Here is a 15,508-nt window from a genome sequence, read left to right as displayed (position 1 = left end):
CACTATGTCCTCTGACCTGTGGAGCTTTTCCCTAAGTACTTATGCCCAGCCCGGCGTTGAACCCGCATGCCTGCAATTGCAGTCGGCGGGCATCAATGTGTGCTTGCTCCTCTGCGGACTGTGGTTGGGAGAACGTGGCGTCGCCTTTAACGAACACCGATTGCAGCAACTGCGTAGCGTGGCCGAGCCGTGGGACGCAGACGTGGTGCGACCGCTGCGAGCCTTGCGGGTGAATTGGAAGGTCGTTGCCGCCGACGACGGCGAACTGAATGCTTTGCGCGAGCAAGTGAAGGCACTCGAACTGGAAGCCGAGCGACATCTGTTGGTACGACTGGAACGATCGGCGTTGAGTTGGCCGCAAGGTGAGGCGACCGATCTATCGGCCTGGCTCAATGGTGTGACGGCAGGCGCCGCCCACCTGGACCGCGACGCGCTGCATCAGCTGCGCGTCGCGGTAACCGGCACTTAGGAAGCGCTGGTTGGGGTGGTTGCTGCGATCGATGCGGCGGCCGGCGTTGGCGCTGGCGTGCCTGTCGAGGTGGCTGCTGCTAAAGCAGACGGTGCACCCGGAGCCGGATTGGCTGGCTTGGCAACTGGCGCGGCGGCCGGCTTGGCGGCAACAGGTTTCACTGCTGGTTTTGCAGCTGGCTTCGCCGCCGCTGGCTTGGCAGCGGGTTTGGCGGTGGCCGGCTTGGCAGCAGCGGCAGGTTTAGCCGCAGCAGGTTTGGCTGCCGGTTTAGCAGCTGGTTTAGCGGCCGGCTTGGCCGCTGCTTTTACAGCGGGTTTGGCCGCAGTTTTCGCAGCAGGTTTTGCAGCGGGTTTAGCCGCGACAGATTTGGCGGCCGGCTTCGCAGCAGGTTTCGCTGCTGCAGTTTTGGCTGCTGGTTTAGCGGCTGGTTTTGCAGCCGGTTTAGCGGCCGGTTTAGCGGCGGCGGTTTTAGCCACGGCTGGCTTGGCAGCAGCGGCTCTTGCAGCGGTAGGTCGTGCGGCGGCTGGTTTGGCAGCCGTGGTTTTAGCCGCAGGTTTTGCAGCGCTGGCAGCAGCCGGTTTTCTCGCAGCCGGTTTGGCTGCAGGTTTGGCTGCGGCAGTTTTAGCTGCTGGCTTGGCAGCTGCAGGTTTTGCGGCAGGTTTGGCCGGTGCTTTTGCAGCAGCCGGTTTGGCAGCGGCTTTCTTCGCAGGTGCCGCAGCAGGCTTGGCCGCACGCAAGGACAACACCTTGCCGACAGCCTCTTGTACACGACCGACGCCCTGGGCCAGTTTCAGGCTTTCCTGAGCATCGCGCTTGAGTTGCAGAATGTAGCCGCGGGTTTCCGATTGACGATCCTTGAGGGCATCGAGCAGTTCCTCAAGATCGGCCACTGCGCCCTTGGCCTTGGCTTGTGCCTTGGCTTTTCCGGCCGCCGCAGCGTCCTGCAATTTGGTGCGGGATTTGTGCAGTTTTTCTTGCGCTTTTCCGCGCTGCTTTTCCAGCTTGGCGAGCAGTTTTTCAGCATCAGCCAAGGCTTCGGAACAAGCGGTTTCCAGATGCTCGAGCAGGCTGCTCGAGAGTTGTTGGAGCAAGTGCAACGGAGTGTTTACTGGCTTCTTGGTGGCCGACATGGTTTACCTCCTGGCTGAAGTGAGTGCGGCTCATACTAGACCTCTGCTGCAACCGCCGCTAGGGCATGTTGACACTATCGAAAGCGCTGTGTTGCAAAGGATTGAAAAACTTCTGCCTCGGCGCAAAAGCAGTTCACCGTTGCGCGCATTCTCGCTGGCATAATCGCCCGCAATTCAGGTCGGAGAGTGCCCATGTCGCGCTACCTTTTTTTATCGCTGTGCGTGTTTTTTTCGGTGGCCCAAGCCGGCGAAACAACGCAGGAAAATGAAGCCCACGATCTCGCTTACAGCCTGGGTGCAAGCCTTGGCGAACGCTTGCGCCAGGAGGTTCCCGACCTGCAACTCCAGGCATTGGTCGAAGGATTGCAGCAAGCCTATCAGGGCAAACCGCTGGCGCTGAAGGACGAGCAGATCCAACAGATACTGACCGAGCATGAAGCCCGCATCGCCATGCAGTCCGACGAGCCGCAAAGCGAAATGGCACTGGAAAAAGAACAGCGTTTTCTCGCCACAGAAAAAGCCAGGCCCGGCGTGCGCGAACTGGCTGATGGCGTGTTGCTGACCGAGTTGACGCCAGGTACCGGCGCCAAGGCCGGACCGAACGGCAAGGTGCAGGTGCTGTACATCGGTCGATTGCCCGACGGCAGTGTGTTCGATCAGAACAGTCAGCCGCAGTGGTTCAGTCTCGACAGCGTGATCGCCGGATGGCGCAGTGCGCTGCAAAACATGCCGGTCGGGGCGAAATGGCGACTGGTGATTCCATCGGCTCAGGCCTATGGCGCCGACGGTGCCGGTGACGTGATCGCACCATTCACACCACTGGTGTTCGAAGTCGAACTGCGCGGCGCCACCAGCTGACGATGCAAACGAAAAACGGCGTGCCTTGGCACGCCGTTTCCGGATCTTGCAGAGAAGCGCTTCAGGCCTGAACCGAGTCGGCTTCCTTGTGGGCGGTGTGCAGCACTTCGATCAGGCAGTCTTCCAGTTCAAAGCGCTCGTGCAATAGTCCGCCGAGTGTCTTGAACTCTTCGGCGACACACTTACCTGCGTCACACAGGTCATTGAAGGCGAGCAGCTTTTCGGTGATGACGTCGATCCGCGGGTAGATCGTCTCGGCGAGCTCCAGGCCACGCTTGTCGTTGAAGGCCTTGGCCTCCCCCGTCAGCTGCTCGTAGATCTCGAAGTGCCCGGCCGATACATAATCGACCAGCACGCCGCAGAATTCCTGCAAGGGCTTGCGGTTCTCACCCAGCGCCTCAGGCTTTGCGCCGAGAGCGTCATAGGCCCCGATCAGTTCGTGTCGTTCCTGCAACCAGCGATCGATCAGCAGGTGCACTCCGCCCCAGCGTTCCTGAGCATTCTGACAACTTTCGAGCATGGTGATCTCTCTTCCCTTGTGGGTCAGCTGCTCTATGCCCGCTCGCCTCTTGTAACGTCGGTGGGCGGTCAGGCAGAGCGTCATCGAGCAACATAATTCCAATGACACGTGCGGGCCAGATTATGCCCGCACGACACTGGCTTCAAGGTACGCAGGCGATAAAGTTCATACAAGTGTTTAATCACCCGCAAAGGCCCGGTGCGACGACTCGCCGCTGAGTGGTCGCTGATAGCCGGTCCAGACCAGTCGCAGCGACTGGTAAACGGCCAGAATCATCATCGCGACGAAGAGCAGCAGGCTCCACTCGGTGAGACTCAGATCGAACAGCGTCCAGGAAATTTCCACACAATCGGCAGCGCCCTTGAACATTTGCTGTACGACCGAAAGCCACGGAGAGTTGGCCAACAGGTCCGCCAGATGAGTCGAGCATGTCGCTACCTGTTCCGCTGGAAGGCTTTGCAGCAGGACCTGTCGCCATGCAGTGACAGTGCCGGCCAGGCTGCAACAAAGACTGAACAGCCAATAGAGAACGTTTCCGATGCGACCGGGGCCATGGACCGAAGCCATCAGGCAGACGCCGGTAAGGAGCGCCAGGCAAAACCGCTGCACAAGACACAAGCCACAAGGCCGCAGGCCGACTGCATATTCCAGGTAGTAGGAAACACCCATCGCCAGGGCACCCGCAATGAAAGCCATGAAAAACAAGGAGCGTGAAAGACATGGCTTTTCCGTAAAAGTAGTGACAGACCATTACGGTAGAGGAAAGCGCGACAGCCTTTCAAGGCAAGTGCCCACAGAGACTTCAGCGCAGGTGTAGGGAAATCCCGACGCAGACGAGAGGATAAAATGTAGTCCTCTGTAGGACTTTGTCTGCGATGAGATTTCGCGACTGAATTTCAACTAATCATCGCACTGCGGCGAGGGTGATTGCCCCCTCGTCGCAGGTCATCGCTCAGGCGCCGGAGCCCGGTGCCTGCGAGTGGGTCAAGCGCCGACTGGCGTTGGCAGAGGGGCCGCGAGCAAGCGCTCATCCAACAACCCCAGGCCTTCCTGAAACAGCTGGTTGCTGCGCTCGGCATCGCCCATTTGCGCCAGCAAGCGTGCCAGCTCGGCACAGGCTTCCGGATTGCGCTGTACACGCAGGCTGCTTTCCAGATAGTCCCGGGCCTTGCCCCACAAACTGTTTTGCAGGCATAGACGACCCAGTGTCAGCAGCAGGCCCGGATCGGCCGGATGGTCCTTGAGCCAGCCTTCGGCGGCCTGCAGCTGGCGGGCCGGATCATTGCCGCGAACCAGTCCGTAGAGTCGGGCCAGATGACTGTCGTAGCTGCGCTTGAGCGCGGTGCGCAGCACTTCTTCGGCCTCGACCTGAGCCCCCAGTTGCCGCAACTGCTCGGCATACGCCAGCACCAGTTGCGGCTCCTGACGCTGTGCCGAAGTCAGTTGCTGCCAGGCACGTTCCAGCGATTGCAGCCCCACCGTTCCGTCTTCTTCCCGTTGCGCCGCCAGGGACAGGTTCGCCCCCCAGGCCCGACGCTCCAGCTCGGCGAGCTCCGCCGCCGGCAGGATTTTGTCCTTGCGCAGCTCCGGCAGCAGGCGAATCACTGCCGACCAGTCACCACGCTGCTGAAGCAGGCGCTGCAACTGACGCAGGGTCTGTGCGTTATGAGGATGGCGTTCACGCATGGCTTGCAGGGTGGCCAGGGCGCCTGCGGTATCACCGCGATCGGTCTGTAACTGGGCGTGGCTCAAGGCGATCGCCAACTCGGCCTGGGGCTGACGCTCGAGGGCGCGCTCCAGCAAGTTGTCGCTTTCTTCGTGATTGCCGAGTTCGTTCGCGGCACGAGCAGCGCCGAGGTAGTAAAGCAGCGGCTGACGCTCGGCTTCGGCAGCCCGATGCAAGTGACGTTGCGCGCTGGCCCAGCGACCCTCGGCCAGGTCCAGCTGACCGTGCTCGATCGCCACCTGCACTCGACGGCTGCGGTTACGCCGTGACCACGGATTGACCACGCCACTGGAAGCCATCACCAGTTCGACCAGCGACCTGATGCCCCAGATCACCAGCCAGAGCACAGCCACCAGCGCCAAAGTAGCCCACAGGCTCGACTCATAACGGAAGGTCTTGTAGGCAATCAGCACGTAGCCGGAATGCTCGGCAATCGCCAGCCCCAGCGCAGCGGCAGCGGCGATCACGAGGAACACGATCACATAGAGGCGTCTCATGGCGTGGCCTCCGGCGCGGCGCTCGCGGCAGGCCTGGCCAGTGGCTTGACCGAATCCTCGGCGTTGACGTTGCGCCGCTCCAGGTACCCCTGCACCGCGCTCAGGGTGCCGGTCATATCCGGCGTGACGACAGTGACAGGTTGCACGCTCAACTCGGCCACCTGTTCAAGCATGACTTTGCTTTGTGCGTTGTCCGGATTGAAGTTGCCCTTGAGGATGTCCCGCGCCTCGTCCAGCACTTGGGAGTAAACCGCCGCTTGGCCATTGAGTGCGGCCCACTGCGCCTGCTCCAGCGCCAGGCTCAGGGCCAGGCGTACCTGGCTCAGACTCTGGCCTGCCAGCAATGGGCGAACGTTCTTGTCGGCATTGAAGTCGATGCGGATGTAGCGCGAAATCTGATCCCACCATTGCGCCCAGCGACTGGCACCGTCGCCATCGGCAGTCAGGCCCAGCAGCGAATCGCCACGGTCCTTGTACTCCGGTGCCAGCTCGGTGAGGCTGGCCACTTGATCGCGCAGCGCGCCCAGACGCAGAAACAGCCCGGTGCGATCCGGTTGTTCGGTGCTGCGCAAGGCGATCAGGGTTTTGGCTACCTGCTCGCGAGCGGCAAAGGAGCCCGGATCGTTTTGCTCACGCAGTATCTCGTCGGCACCCTGGACCAGTGCCTGGGCACTGCTGATGTCCTGCAAGGCGGACAGTCGCAGGCTGGCCAGACGCAGCAGGTGCTCGGCCTCGGCCAGACGCCAGTCTTTGCGGCTGGCACCGAGAACGGTTTCCAGCCGCTGGTTCAACCGCTGCTGATCACCTTGCAGCTGAATCACCAGACGACTGCGTGCTTCCAGCTCATCGGCGGGAGGCAATTGCGCCAGGCGTGCGCTCAGGCGCTCCTCATTGAGCTTGAGGTTTTGCGCCTGGTCATTCAGCGCCTGCACCTGGCTCAGTTGCTGCTGATTATTGGCCTGCAGGTGACGCACCTGCCAGACACCCCAACCGCCCACCGCTACACCGGCCGCGCCCAACAGCAGCGCGATGATTGCCAGACCATTGCCTCGACGCTGCCCGGCAGCAGGTGTCGGCGGCGGCATTTCATCAACAGGTGCATCAACAGGTGCATCAAGCACCGGTCGCGAGTCATCTTTAGGCAAGGCTGTTTCGCTCACGTATCCATCCTTTGCATTAGAAAACGGGTACGGGATGCTCCCGTAACGCCGTCAGCAAGGCCGCGGCACTGGCGCCACGACAATCCACAACTGTTTTGGCCCCGGCGGCACGCGCCAGCTCGGCAACCCTGGGGCTCGGTACAAACAACGGCAACCGCGCCAACTGCGGCCAGGCATCGCCGGCCAGTTGATGCAGGTGCTCAAAACCTTGTCCACTGCTGACCACCAGCCCGTTCAGGCGTTCCGCCTGGATCCGTTGCGGCAGCAGTGTCGGCGGGTAAATCGGCAATCCCCGGCGGTACAGCTCCAGATACTCGACACTAGCACCAAGCTCACGCAAACGCTCAGCCAGCAACTCGCGCCCGCCCTCCCCGCGCAGGATCAGCACTCGTGCATCGGGTTGTGCGATAGCCTCGCGCAGTCGGGAAAGTTCGAGCAAGGCTTCACTGTCATCGCCTTCTGCCGGGAAGCTCACGTCCAGCCCGTGATCCCCGAGGATCTGCGCGGTCGCCGCGCCGACGCTGAACCACTTCACACCGGGCGGTGTTGGCCAATACCGCTCGAGCAGTTCGACGCCGATCCGGGCGGCCGGCTTGCTGACCACGATGACGGCGCAGAACTGATCCAGCGCCAGAATCACCTGGCGCATTGTGTCAGTGGCCTCAATGGGCATGATGTCCAAAAGCGGCAGACTGTTACTGAATATCCCCTGCTCGGCCAAAAAACTGCTCAGCGCCGCCGCTTCTTCGGCGGGACGCGTCAGCAGCAAGCGCCAGCCGATCACTCGTGACCAGCCTCGCCATAGACCGCTTTGAGGATGGCGTCGGCACCCTGGCTGAGCAGGTCTTCGGCGACTCGCACACCCAGTGCCTCGGCATCGCCGCGAGGGGCGCGGGCTTGTGCGCTGAGCAGCAGGCCACCGCCTGGATCGCCCACCAGTCCGCGCAACCAGACCTGGTCACCCTCCAGCACGGCGTAGCAGGCAATCGGCACCTGGCAGCCGCCATTGAGGTGCTTGTTGAGGGCTCGTTCGGCGGTCACGCGGGTGGCGGTGTCCTGGTGATGCAGGGGTGTCAGCAACGCATGGATTTCACTGTCGGCGCTGCGGCATTCGATACCCACCGCGCCCTGGCCACCGGCCGGAAGGCTGTCGTCGACGCTGATGGCCGAGGTGATGCGGTCTTCGAATCCCAGGCGGATCAGGCCGGCAGCGGCGAGGATGATGGCGTCGTATTCGCCGGCATCGAGCTTGGCCAGGCGGGTGTTGACGTTGCCGCGCAGGAAGCGGATTTCCAAATCCGGGCGACGGGTCAGCAATTGAGCCTGGCGGCGCAGGCTGGAGGTACCGACGATGCTGCCCTGTGGCAACTCATCCAGGTTGGTGTAAGTGTTGGAAACGAAGGCATCGCGCGGGTCTTCCCGCTCGCAGATACAGAACAGACCGAGGCCTTCGGGGAAGTCCATCGGCACGTCCTTCATGGAGTGCACGGCGATGTCGGCTTCATTTTCCAGCAGCGCGGTTTCGAGTTCCTTGACGAACAGGCCCTTGCCGCCGATTTTCGACAGCGGAGAGTCAAGCAGCTTGTCACCACGGCTGACCATGGGGACGAGGGTCACCAGCAGGCCCGGATGGGCTGCTTCAAGACGGGCCTTAACGTATTCGGCCTGCCACAGGGCGAGAGCGCTTTTGCGGGTGGCGATGCGGATCTGGCGAGAGGACATGGATCAATCCGTACTGAATAGATATGACGGATAATAACAGCTCAGCCAAATCCACTTTGACTTGTATCAGATACTACTCGGCCTCCCTGGCCCCGGATGTCCGGCAATCGGGTGTGAAATTGGCCTGCGAACAGCTTTTTAAAGCTGTTGCATCATTTTGCGTACCCCAGCCACATGACGACGGCTGACGATCAGCGCATCACCGTTGAGGCCTTTGAGGAACAGCTGAAAATGCCCCAGGGGTGTGCGTTGCAATCGCTCGATACGCTCGCGGGCAACCAGTGCATTGCGATGGATACGCACGAAACGGTCACCGAATTCATCTTCGAGGGCCTTGAGCGGCTCATCGAGCAACACTTCGCCGCTTTCGTGGCGCAAGGTCACGTATTTGTGGTCGGCAATGAAATACACCACCTGATCCAGCGGAATCAGCTCAATCCCTTTACGGGTTCGGGCGCTGATATGGCTGCGCGGGCCGTTGCCGCTTTCGGCAGCAGGGCGGGTCAGGGCGGAGAGCTGGGCACGATTGGGGCGCTCGGCTCTCTTTAATGCGTCATGTAATTGTTCAGTTCTCACAGGTTTCACCAGATAGCCTACGGCGCTGGCCTGTAAGGCTTCCACGGCAAATTCATCGGGCCCGGCGCAGAACACCACGGCGGGGGGAGTTTCGCGTTCACACAACCGAGCAGCCACTTGCAGGCCATCCAGGCCGGGCATGCGGATATCGAGCAGCACGATATCCGGCTTGTGGCTGTCGATCAGTGCCAACGCCTCTTCGCCATTCGTGGCACTAGGCTCCAGGACACTGTACCCCTCGAGTTCGCCAACCATTCGGCTCAGGCGCTCGCGGGCCAAGGGTTCGTCATCAACGATCAGGACATTCATATTGCGCTGGATTCCTGCGTGAGTCTCGCACAAGGATAGCGTAGACAGGTGAAGTGACGTCCGTCACCGCGATCCACGCTAAGACTAGCGCGAGCGTCAAAAAGTGCCGCTGGTCCGACGGCTAAATTTTCATCTGCCGGGCGATTGGCGGCCCAGGCCCGCGTTGGCGATGCATCGCCACAGGGTTTGCTGATACGCAATATGAACACCCCACTCTTCTTATAGTCAGCGGCTGCACCGAGAAATGCGCTGATCCTACTGTCCAACTGTAGACGGTTGCCGGGACGATATTGCTCAATTGGAAAATATCGTTCGGCAAAAATGCGCGGCTCTTGCCCCGGCCCGGACTTTCCCTCCCCCAAAAAAACGTATCGACCAGTGTCAGCGACAGGATTGGTAACCCTGTTATTATCCGCGCCAGCGTTCCACGCCTTCTTACTTCAAGCCGATACGAGCGAATTCATGAGCACTGACAAGACCAATCAGTCCTGGGGCGGCCGCTTCAGTGAACCCGTCGACGCCTTCGTCGCCCGCTTCACCGCCTCCGTCACCTTCGACCAGCGCCTGTATCGCCACGACATCATGGGCTCAATCGCCCACGCCACCATGCTGGCCAAGGTCGGCGTGCTGACCGATGCCGAGCGCGACAGCATCATCGATGGCCTGAACACCATCCAGGGTGAAATCGAGGCCGGTCAGTTCGACTGGCGCATCGACCTCGAAGACGTCCACATGAACATCGAGGCGCGCCTGACCGACCGCATCGGCGTGACCGGTAAAAAACTGCACACCGGCCGCAGCCGTAACGATCAGGTCGCCACCGACATCCGTCTGTGGCTGCGTGACGAGATCGACCTGATCCTGGCCGAAATCACCCGCCTGCAAAAAGGCCTGCTGGAGCAGGCCGAGCGCGAAGCCGCCAGCATCATGCCGGGGTTCACCCACCTGCAGACCGCACAACCGGTGACGTTCGGGCACCACATGCTGGCCTGGTTCGAAATGCTCAGCCGCGACTACGAACGCCTGGTCGACTGCCGCAAGCGCACCAACCGCATGCCACTGGGCAGCGCGGCGCTGGCCGGCACCACCTACCCGATCGATCGCGAATACACCGCCCAACTCCTGGGTTTCGACGCGGTTGGCGGCAATTCGCTGGACAACGTCTCCGATCGTGATTTCGCCATCGAATTCTGCTCGGCGGCCAGTATCGCGATGATGCACCTGTCGCGTTTCTCCGAAGAGCTGGTGCTGTGGACCAGCGCGCAGTTCCAGTTCATCGATCTGCCCGACCGTTTCTGCACCGGCAGCTCGATCATGCCGCAAAAGAAAAACCCGGACGTGCCGGAGCTCGTGCGTGGCAAGACCGGTCGCGTGTTCGGCGCCCTGATGGGCCTGCTGACCCTGATGAAAGGCCAGCCTTTGGCCTACAACAAGGACAACCAGGAAGACAAGGAACCGTTGTTCGACGCCGCCGACACCCTGCGCGACTCACTGCGGGCCTTTGCCGACATGGTCCCGGCGATCAAGCCCAAGCACGCGATGATGCGCGAAGCGGCCCTGCGCGGTTTCTCCACCGCCACTGACCTGGCCGACTACCTGGTGCGTCGCGGCCTGCCATTCCGTGATTGCCACGAAATCGTCGGCCATGCCGTGAAGTACGGCGTGGACAGCGGCAAGGACCTGGCGGAAATGAGCCTGGAAGAACTGCGCAAGTTCAGCGACCAGATCGACCAGGACGTGTTCGCCGTGCTGACTCTGGAAGGCTCGGTCAATGCCCGTAACCACATCGGCGGCACCGCGCCGGCGCAGGTGAAGGCTGCAGTGGCTCGCGGTCAGGCGCTCCTCGCCAGCCGCTAAAAGCTTCGCGGGCAAGCCCGCTCCCACAAGGATCCAGTACTTGCCAAAAATCCATGGCAAACAAAGAAACCTGTGGGAGCGGGCTTGCCCGTGATGACTGACCTCAAAACGCTACGAAACTTATCTCTTGGACGCGATCATCGCCATAAACGCAGGCATCGCCGCGTCCTTGTCCGCCGCAATCCGCTGCACGTTCGGATTGTCCCCCAGACGCTCCAGTAGCGCCTTGGCCGCCGGCAATTGCGCCAACAGATCGATATCAAACAGCTTCTTCGCCACACCACACGCCAACGGCACGCTGTACAGGAAGTACAGATCCGCCACGCTCAAGCTGTCGCCGGCCACATACGGGCTGAATTTGCCGTGCCGGCCCAGCGCCGCCATCCCCTGCAACAATTCGGCTTTGGTTTTTTCCTTGATCGCATCCGGCAGGGTCATGCCGAAAAAGGCTTCGGGATAGCAGGCCCGGCCTGGCAATTCGATGTACAGCTCGATTTCCTTCGCCAGTGCCAGCACCTGCGCGCGCTCGAACGGATCGCTCGGCAGCAGCGGCGTGCCTTTCTGGCTTTGCTCGATGTATTCGAGGATCACGCTGGTTTCATTGATGAAGCCCTGCTCTACCTGCAGCACCGGGACCTTTCCGCGAGGGCTGATGGCCAGTGCCTCGGGGCTGGTGCCAGCGTAAAACGGTACTTCTTCGAAGGGCAGGCCTTTTTCCAGCAGCGCCAGTTTGACCATGTTGTAGTAGTTACTGACGGAGAATCCATAAAGCTTGATCATCACAAAGCCTCCAGGCCATGCGGGGTGGGCAGTGCCTGTTTATAGAACGCTGCCGGGATTCTTGCCAGCAGCATCACGCCGCTGAATGCGGGTAAACTGGCCGCCTTTCCCTGAGGAGCCTGCCATGAGCGAGCCAACCGATATCGACAACGACGAAGAAGAGTTCGCCGAAACCACCCTGATCCAGGCCATCGAAAACCAGATCGAAAGCGACAACCCGCCGGCTGCCAAGGCGACGTTCAACAAGCTGACGCTGGTGGGTTACGAGCGGGAAGAAATCCTCAACCTGATGGCCCACGTTTTGGCGGTAGAAATCGACGCGATCCTCGAAGAAGACCGCGCGTTCAACACCGAATGGTACGAAGCTGCCCTGCGCGCCTTGCCCGAGTTGCCGCTCGAAAAGCAGTAAGCCCACCCCCCCTGTAGGAGCGAGCTTGCTCGCGAAAAACCCGAGAGCGCCACGGGGCATCTGGTTTTACGCGTCATCGTTGACGACCTTCGCGAGCAAGCTCGCTCCTACAGAGTAAAAAAACCCTGTCGCGAGCACTGGACATGCCGGACAAGCGGGTTCACCTTAGGGGCGCTGTCGTCCAATTCCTAGAAAGTCTGGAGTCCTTATGTCGCTTACCCCTGAGTTGGTTGCCGAACTGGAAGTCCTCGCACTCTTCAACCTGGACAGTTCCCAGGAAGGTCTGAAAATTCATCAGACCGCTGCCCCGAAACACATTGCCGCCGCCAAACGCCTCTTTGAAAAAGAACTGACCGACCAGCCTGATGGCGGTTACCTGACCAGCCTGGGTCGTGACGCCGCGCAAAATGTGCAAACCGTGCTGACCATTCTTAACGCCGAAGTAACAGCCTGAATTCTGCCGCATCGCCCACGGAGACCCCGACCCAGGGATTTCCGCGGGCACATCCCCCTGATTTCTGTCTGCAGCCGATAGAAATCTGACGCCAGAAAAACAAAATCAGCTTAAAAGTCCTCGCCTCAAGGCGCTAAACTGCCCCTCATCCGAAGCCCCACGTCCGAGCCCTGCGAGCCGGTTTGAGCTGACATGACGCGCACCCACGAAATCCACCCCGATCTGGACGAGGGAATCGACCGCAAGGTTCTCAGCCAGCTGCGCGCACGTTTTCTGAAACTCAACGAAGGACGCATGGCTCGCGCCATGGAAGGGTTGTCGACCCGCCAGCAAGGGGTCCTGACCTTGCTGCCGCTGTTTTTCCACGTTAACCATCCGCTGTTGCCCGGTTACGTTTCCGGCAGTACGCCGGCCGGGCTGTCGAATTTCGAGCCGGATGCCAATGTCCTCGCTGAAGCCCAGCGCCTGACCCGCTCGTTTTCCTACAAGCCGCGCCACGGCAGCAACCCGCCGAGGCCGATTCACGGACTGTTCCTGATGGGCAGCCTCGGCACCCTGGCCCAAGCCGACCAGAGCGACATGGATGTGTGGGTCTGCCATGGACCGGACCTGACCGAAAACGAACTCGCCGAGCTGCGCAAGAAATGCCAGTTGCTGGAAGCCTGGGCCGCCAGCCAGGGCGCCGAAGCGCATTTTTTCCTGATCGACCCGAGCCGTTTCGTCCGCGGTGAGCGCGATACCCAGCTGAGTTCGGAAGATTGCGGCACCACCCAGCACTACCTGTTGCTGGACGAGTTTTACCGCACCGCGATCTGGCTCGCCGGGCGCACACCGATCTGGTGGCTGGTGCCGGTCTACGAAGAGTCGAGCTACGACCGCTACACCCATGCCTTGATCTCCAAACGCTTCATCCGTGCCGATGAAACCCTCGACCTCGGCAACCTGGCCTACATCCCGCCCGGCGAATTCATCGGTGCCGGGCTCTGGCAGTTGTTCAAGGGCATCGAGTCGCCCTACAAGTCGGTGCTCAAGCTGCTGCTGACGGAGGTTTACGCCAGTGAACACCCCAGGGTCCATTGCCTGAGCCTGCGCTTCAAGCAAGCAGTGTTCGCCAACCGCCTCGACCTCGACGAACTGGATCCGTATGTCGTGGTGTATCGGCGCATCGAGGAATACCTGATCGCCCGCAACGAACCGGAACGGCTGGAACTGGTGCGGCGCGCGCTGTACCTGAAGGTCAATCGCAAACTCACCGGCAACAGCCGCACCCAGAGCTGGCAGCGCTCCTTGCTCGAACGCCTGGCCCATGAATGGCACTGGGACCAGCGTCAACTGACCCTGCTCGACAGCCGCAGCCAGTGGAAAGTCCGCCAGGTCAGCTCCGAGCGGCGGGCACTGGTCAACGAGCTGAACTACAGCTACCGCTTCCTCACCCAGTTTGCCCGTCACGAACAAACGGTCAGCCGCATCAACAAGCGCGACCTGAGTGTCCTCGGCCGTCGCCTGTACGCCGCTTTCGAGCGCAAGGCCGGTAAAGTCGAATTCATCAATCCCGGCATCGCCCCGGACCTGGCTGAAGACACCCTGACGCTGGTGCACGCACCGAACAAGAAAGAGCCGGGGCAAAGCCAGTGGGGCTTGTACAACGGCAGCCTGACGGCACTAGAGTGGGAGCATTTCGCGCCGATCAAACGCAGCCGTCACTTGCTCGAACTGCTGACCTGGTGCCACCGCAATGGCGTGATCGACAGCAGTACCCGCCTGGCCTTGCACCCCGGCACCAGCGACTTGAGCGAATTCGAACTGTTCAACCTGCTCGGCAGCCTGCAACAGACCATCGCCCTACCCTTGCCCACCGTCGCCGAGGAACCTCTGTTGCGCGCCAGCGTGCCGAGTGAAGTGCTGATCCTGGTGAATGTCGGCATCGATCCGCTCAAGCACCATCGCGACCTGAACATCCTCATGACCACCGAGCGCACCGACTCCCTGAGCTACGCCGGTGTCCGGGAAAATCTGGTACTGACTCTGGACCAGGTCACGCTCAATAGCTGGAACGAAGCGCTGGTTGGCCGCTACGACGGCCCCCACGCCCTGCTCGACTGCATTCGCGACTACCTCAACAACCTGCCGGCCGGACCACAACAGCCGAAGCTGCGGGTGCGTTGCTTCTGCCATAACCGCGCGCAGTTCATCGCCCAGCGGGTGGAAGAAATCCTCGATACCGCGCAGAACCTGCTGCTGAGCCGGCTCAATCATCGTTACCTGATCCAGGTCCAGCAGCACTACCACGTGCTGGAGTTGGTGCCGGGCCAGGTCCAGCACATCGCGCTGGCCACTCTGCCGGCGCTGATCGATTACCTGGGCGAAGAAATGGCGAGCTACAGCCCGTTGCACCTCGATCCGAAGGCACTGGAAGACCACGACCTTGCGCTGTTCCTGCCAGCGGGCCAACCGGACTGCATTCAAGTGTTCTATAGGGTCAACGAAGATCAGGCTGATCTGTACGTGCTCGATGAGTTCAACGCCCTGTGGCAGCAACGCCTGCCCTGGCACGATGAGCAAAGCCTGCTGGTGCCGCTGCAGCGTTTCCTGCAATCGATCCAGTACCGTCGCGATGCCTTGTTGCCGATGGACGCAGCCCACCCGCTGAACCTCGACACCCTGTACTGCCAGTTGCTACCGTCAGGCCCTGGCCGCGCACGCCGCATCGAAGCCCGGCCGGTGCCGCAGACGCCAGTGAACAAGCCGTTCTACGACGTGCAGGCGATCGTCGGCAAAGCCGCACCGGGTCAGGTGCAGGTGACGCTGTATTGCAATCAACGGGAATTTTCCGAGCTGGAACATGGCGACCAGTTGTTCCGCGTGGTCGCCCGGGAAATCGTCGGGCAGCGCCGGGAAACCGAACGCTACCGCTGCTACATCACCGACCTCGACCTGTCAGGCCTGCTCGGCGAAGGTCAGAGTTCCACCCATCTGTACCTGCGCTACAAAGCCGACCTGGAGCACGCATTGAACGAGGCGCTCGATCAGGTCTGAGGGGG

The 15,508-nt window shown here is 61.1% G+C and carries 15 protein-coding genes and 1 pseudogene; 6 read left to right on the top strand and 10 right to left on the bottom strand.

The genetic code is table 11. The features are described from left to right. Positions 1-4 precede the first annotated feature (4 nt). The gene (locus ABIE16_RS19200) at positions 5-469 is read left to right on the top strand and encodes a TIGR02444 family protein (RefSeq protein WP_057712798.1); all 465 of its coding nucleotides are present in this window, start codon (positions 5-7) and stop codon (positions 467-469) included. Here the strand turns inward: ABIE16_RS19200 and ABIE16_RS19195 are convergent. After that, positions 466-1,599, bottom strand: coding sequence for an AlgP family protein (locus ABIE16_RS19195; RefSeq protein WP_429521740.1), 1,134 nt, complete (start codon positions 1,597-1,599; stop codon positions 466-468). The genes ABIE16_RS19200 and ABIE16_RS19195 overlap by 4 nt on opposite strands. Before the next feature lie 192 nt (positions 1,600-1,791). Here ABIE16_RS19195 and ABIE16_RS19190 point away from each other — a divergent pair, with 192 nt between their 5' ends. Further along, entirely contained in the window at positions 1,792-2,457 is a 666-nt protein-coding gene (locus tag ABIE16_RS19190; protein ID WP_429521739.1) for an FKBP-type peptidyl-prolyl cis-trans isomerase, read from the top strand. Between the two features lie 61 nt (positions 2,458-2,518). Here the strand turns inward: ABIE16_RS19190 and ABIE16_RS19185 are convergent, their stop codons facing one another. The 8 genes and pseudogenes from ABIE16_RS19185 to ABIE16_RS19150 all read right to left on the bottom strand — a co-directional run. Next, positions 2,519-2,977: an Rsd/AlgQ family anti-sigma factor gene (locus tag ABIE16_RS19185; RefSeq protein ID WP_057712794.1), complete on the bottom strand. Its 459-nt coding sequence runs from the start codon at positions 2,975-2,977 to the stop codon at positions 2,519-2,521. Positions 2,978-3,154: 177 nt separating this feature from the next. Continuing rightward, entirely contained in the window at positions 3,155-3,682 is a 528-nt protein-coding gene (locus ABIE16_RS19180) for a disulfide bond formation protein B (protein ID WP_429521738.1), read from the bottom strand. 279 nt (positions 3,683-3,961) lie between these two features. Continuing rightward, a complete protein-coding gene (locus ABIE16_RS19175) occupies positions 3,962-5,200 on the bottom strand; it encodes a heme biosynthesis protein HemY (RefSeq protein WP_218494645.1) in 1,239 nt (412 codons plus the stop codon). Further along, entirely contained in the window at positions 5,197-6,360 is a 1,164-nt protein-coding gene (locus ABIE16_RS19170; protein WP_429521737.1) for a uroporphyrinogen-III C-methyltransferase, read from the bottom strand. Before ABIE16_RS19170 ends, ABIE16_RS19175 begins: the two co-directional genes overlap by 4 nt. Before the next feature lie 16 nt (positions 6,361-6,376). Then, positions 6,377-7,144, bottom strand: coding sequence for a uroporphyrinogen-III synthase (locus ABIE16_RS19165; protein WP_218494643.1), 768 nt, complete (start codon positions 7,142-7,144; stop codon positions 6,377-6,379). Then, positions 7,141-8,082, bottom strand: a complete 942-nt coding sequence (gene hemC, locus ABIE16_RS19160; protein WP_057712789.1) for a hydroxymethylbilane synthase — start codon at positions 8,080-8,082, stop codon at positions 7,141-7,143. Before hemC ends, ABIE16_RS19165 begins: the two co-directional genes overlap by 4 nt. A 138-nt stretch (positions 8,083-8,220) precedes the next feature. Next, positions 8,221-8,967, bottom strand: coding sequence for a LytR/AlgR family response regulator transcription factor (locus ABIE16_RS19155; protein WP_057712788.1), 747 nt, complete (start codon positions 8,965-8,967; stop codon positions 8,221-8,223). Beyond that, a pseudogene (locus tag ABIE16_RS19150) lies at positions 8,964-9,080 on the bottom strand (sensor histidine kinase); the annotation flags it as partial. The pseudogene ABIE16_RS19150 and the gene ABIE16_RS19155, both read right to left, overlap by 4 nt. Positions 9,081-9,429: 349 nt before the next feature. Here ABIE16_RS19150 and argH point away from each other — a divergent pair. Continuing rightward, positions 9,430-10,824: an argininosuccinate lyase gene (gene argH / locus ABIE16_RS19145; protein ID WP_008001478.1), complete on the top strand. Its 1,395-nt coding sequence runs from the start codon at positions 9,430-9,432 to the stop codon at positions 10,822-10,824. Positions 10,825-10,944: 120 nt separating this feature from the next. Here argH and ABIE16_RS19140 read toward each other — a convergent pair whose 3' ends face one another. Next, entirely contained in the window at positions 10,945-11,604 is a 660-nt protein-coding gene (locus ABIE16_RS19140; RefSeq protein WP_340312820.1) for a glutathione S-transferase family protein, read from the bottom strand. Between the two features lie 124 nt (positions 11,605-11,728). Between ABIE16_RS19140 and ABIE16_RS19135 the strand changes: the two genes are divergently transcribed. The 3 genes from ABIE16_RS19135 to ABIE16_RS19125 all read left to right on the top strand — a co-directional run bounded on the left by ABIE16_RS19135 (position 11,729) and on the right by ABIE16_RS19125 (position 15,503). Next, complete coding sequence (locus ABIE16_RS19135; RefSeq protein WP_429521736.1) at positions 11,729-12,013, top strand: hypothetical protein; 285 nt, start codon at positions 11,729-11,731, stop codon at positions 12,011-12,013. 208 nt (positions 12,014-12,221) lie between these two features. Then, positions 12,222-12,467, top strand: a complete 246-nt coding sequence (locus ABIE16_RS19130; protein ID WP_057712785.1) for a TIGR02647 family protein — start codon at positions 12,222-12,224, stop codon at positions 12,465-12,467. A 192-nt stretch (positions 12,468-12,659) separates the two neighbouring features. After that, positions 12,660-15,503, top strand: coding sequence for a class I adenylate cyclase (locus ABIE16_RS19125; RefSeq protein WP_429521735.1), 2,844 nt, complete (start codon positions 12,660-12,662; stop codon positions 15,501-15,503). Positions 15,504-15,508 lie beyond the last annotated feature (5 nt).

This window comes from Pseudomonas sp. 2725, from assembly GCF_050434585.1.
Lineage (GTDB): Bacteria > Pseudomonadota > Gammaproteobacteria > Pseudomonadales > Pseudomonadaceae > Aquipseudomonas > Aquipseudomonas jessenii.
This window is presented reverse-complemented; position numbering and strand designations above follow the sequence as displayed.

Coding starts and splice junctions, on each gene's coding strand:
- ABIE16_RS19185 (WP_057712794.1), bottom strand. CDS start 2,977: ATGCTCGAAAGTTGTCAGAATGCTCAGGAACGCTGGGGCGGAGTGCAC.
- hemC (WP_057712789.1), bottom strand. CDS start 8,082: ATGTCCTCTCGCCAGATCCGCATCGCCACCCGCAAAAGCGCTCTCGCC.
- ABIE16_RS19135 (WP_429521736.1), top strand. CDS start 11,729: ATGAGCGAGCCAACCGATATCGACAACGACGAAGAAGAGTTCGCCGAA.
- ABIE16_RS19130 (WP_057712785.1), top strand. CDS start 12,222: ATGTCGCTTACCCCTGAGTTGGTTGCCGAACTGGAAGTCCTCGCACTC.
- argH (WP_008001478.1), top strand. CDS start 9,430: ATGAGCACTGACAAGACCAATCAGTCCTGGGGCGGCCGCTTCAGTGAA.
- ABIE16_RS19200 (WP_057712798.1), top strand. CDS start 5: ATGTCCTCTGACCTGTGGAGCTTTTCCCTAAGTACTTATGCCCAGCCC.
- ABIE16_RS19175 (WP_218494645.1), bottom strand. CDS start 5,200: ATGAGACGCCTCTATGTGATCGTGTTCCTCGTGATCGCCGCTGCCGCT.
- ABIE16_RS19190 (WP_429521739.1), top strand. CDS start 1,792: ATGTCGCGCTACCTTTTTTTATCGCTGTGCGTGTTTTTTTCGGTGGCC.
- ABIE16_RS19125 (WP_429521735.1), top strand. CDS start 12,660: ATGACGCGCACCCACGAAATCCACCCCGATCTGGACGAGGGAATCGAC.
- ABIE16_RS19140 (WP_340312820.1), bottom strand. CDS start 11,604: ATGATCAAGCTTTATGGATTCTCCGTCAGTAACTACTACAACATGGTC.
- ABIE16_RS19155 (WP_057712788.1), bottom strand. CDS start 8,967: ATGAATGTCCTGATCGTTGATGACGAACCCTTGGCCCGCGAGCGCCTG.
- ABIE16_RS19195 (WP_429521740.1), bottom strand. CDS start 1,599: ATGTCGGCCACCAAGAAGCCAGTAAACACTCCGTTGCACTTGCTCCAA.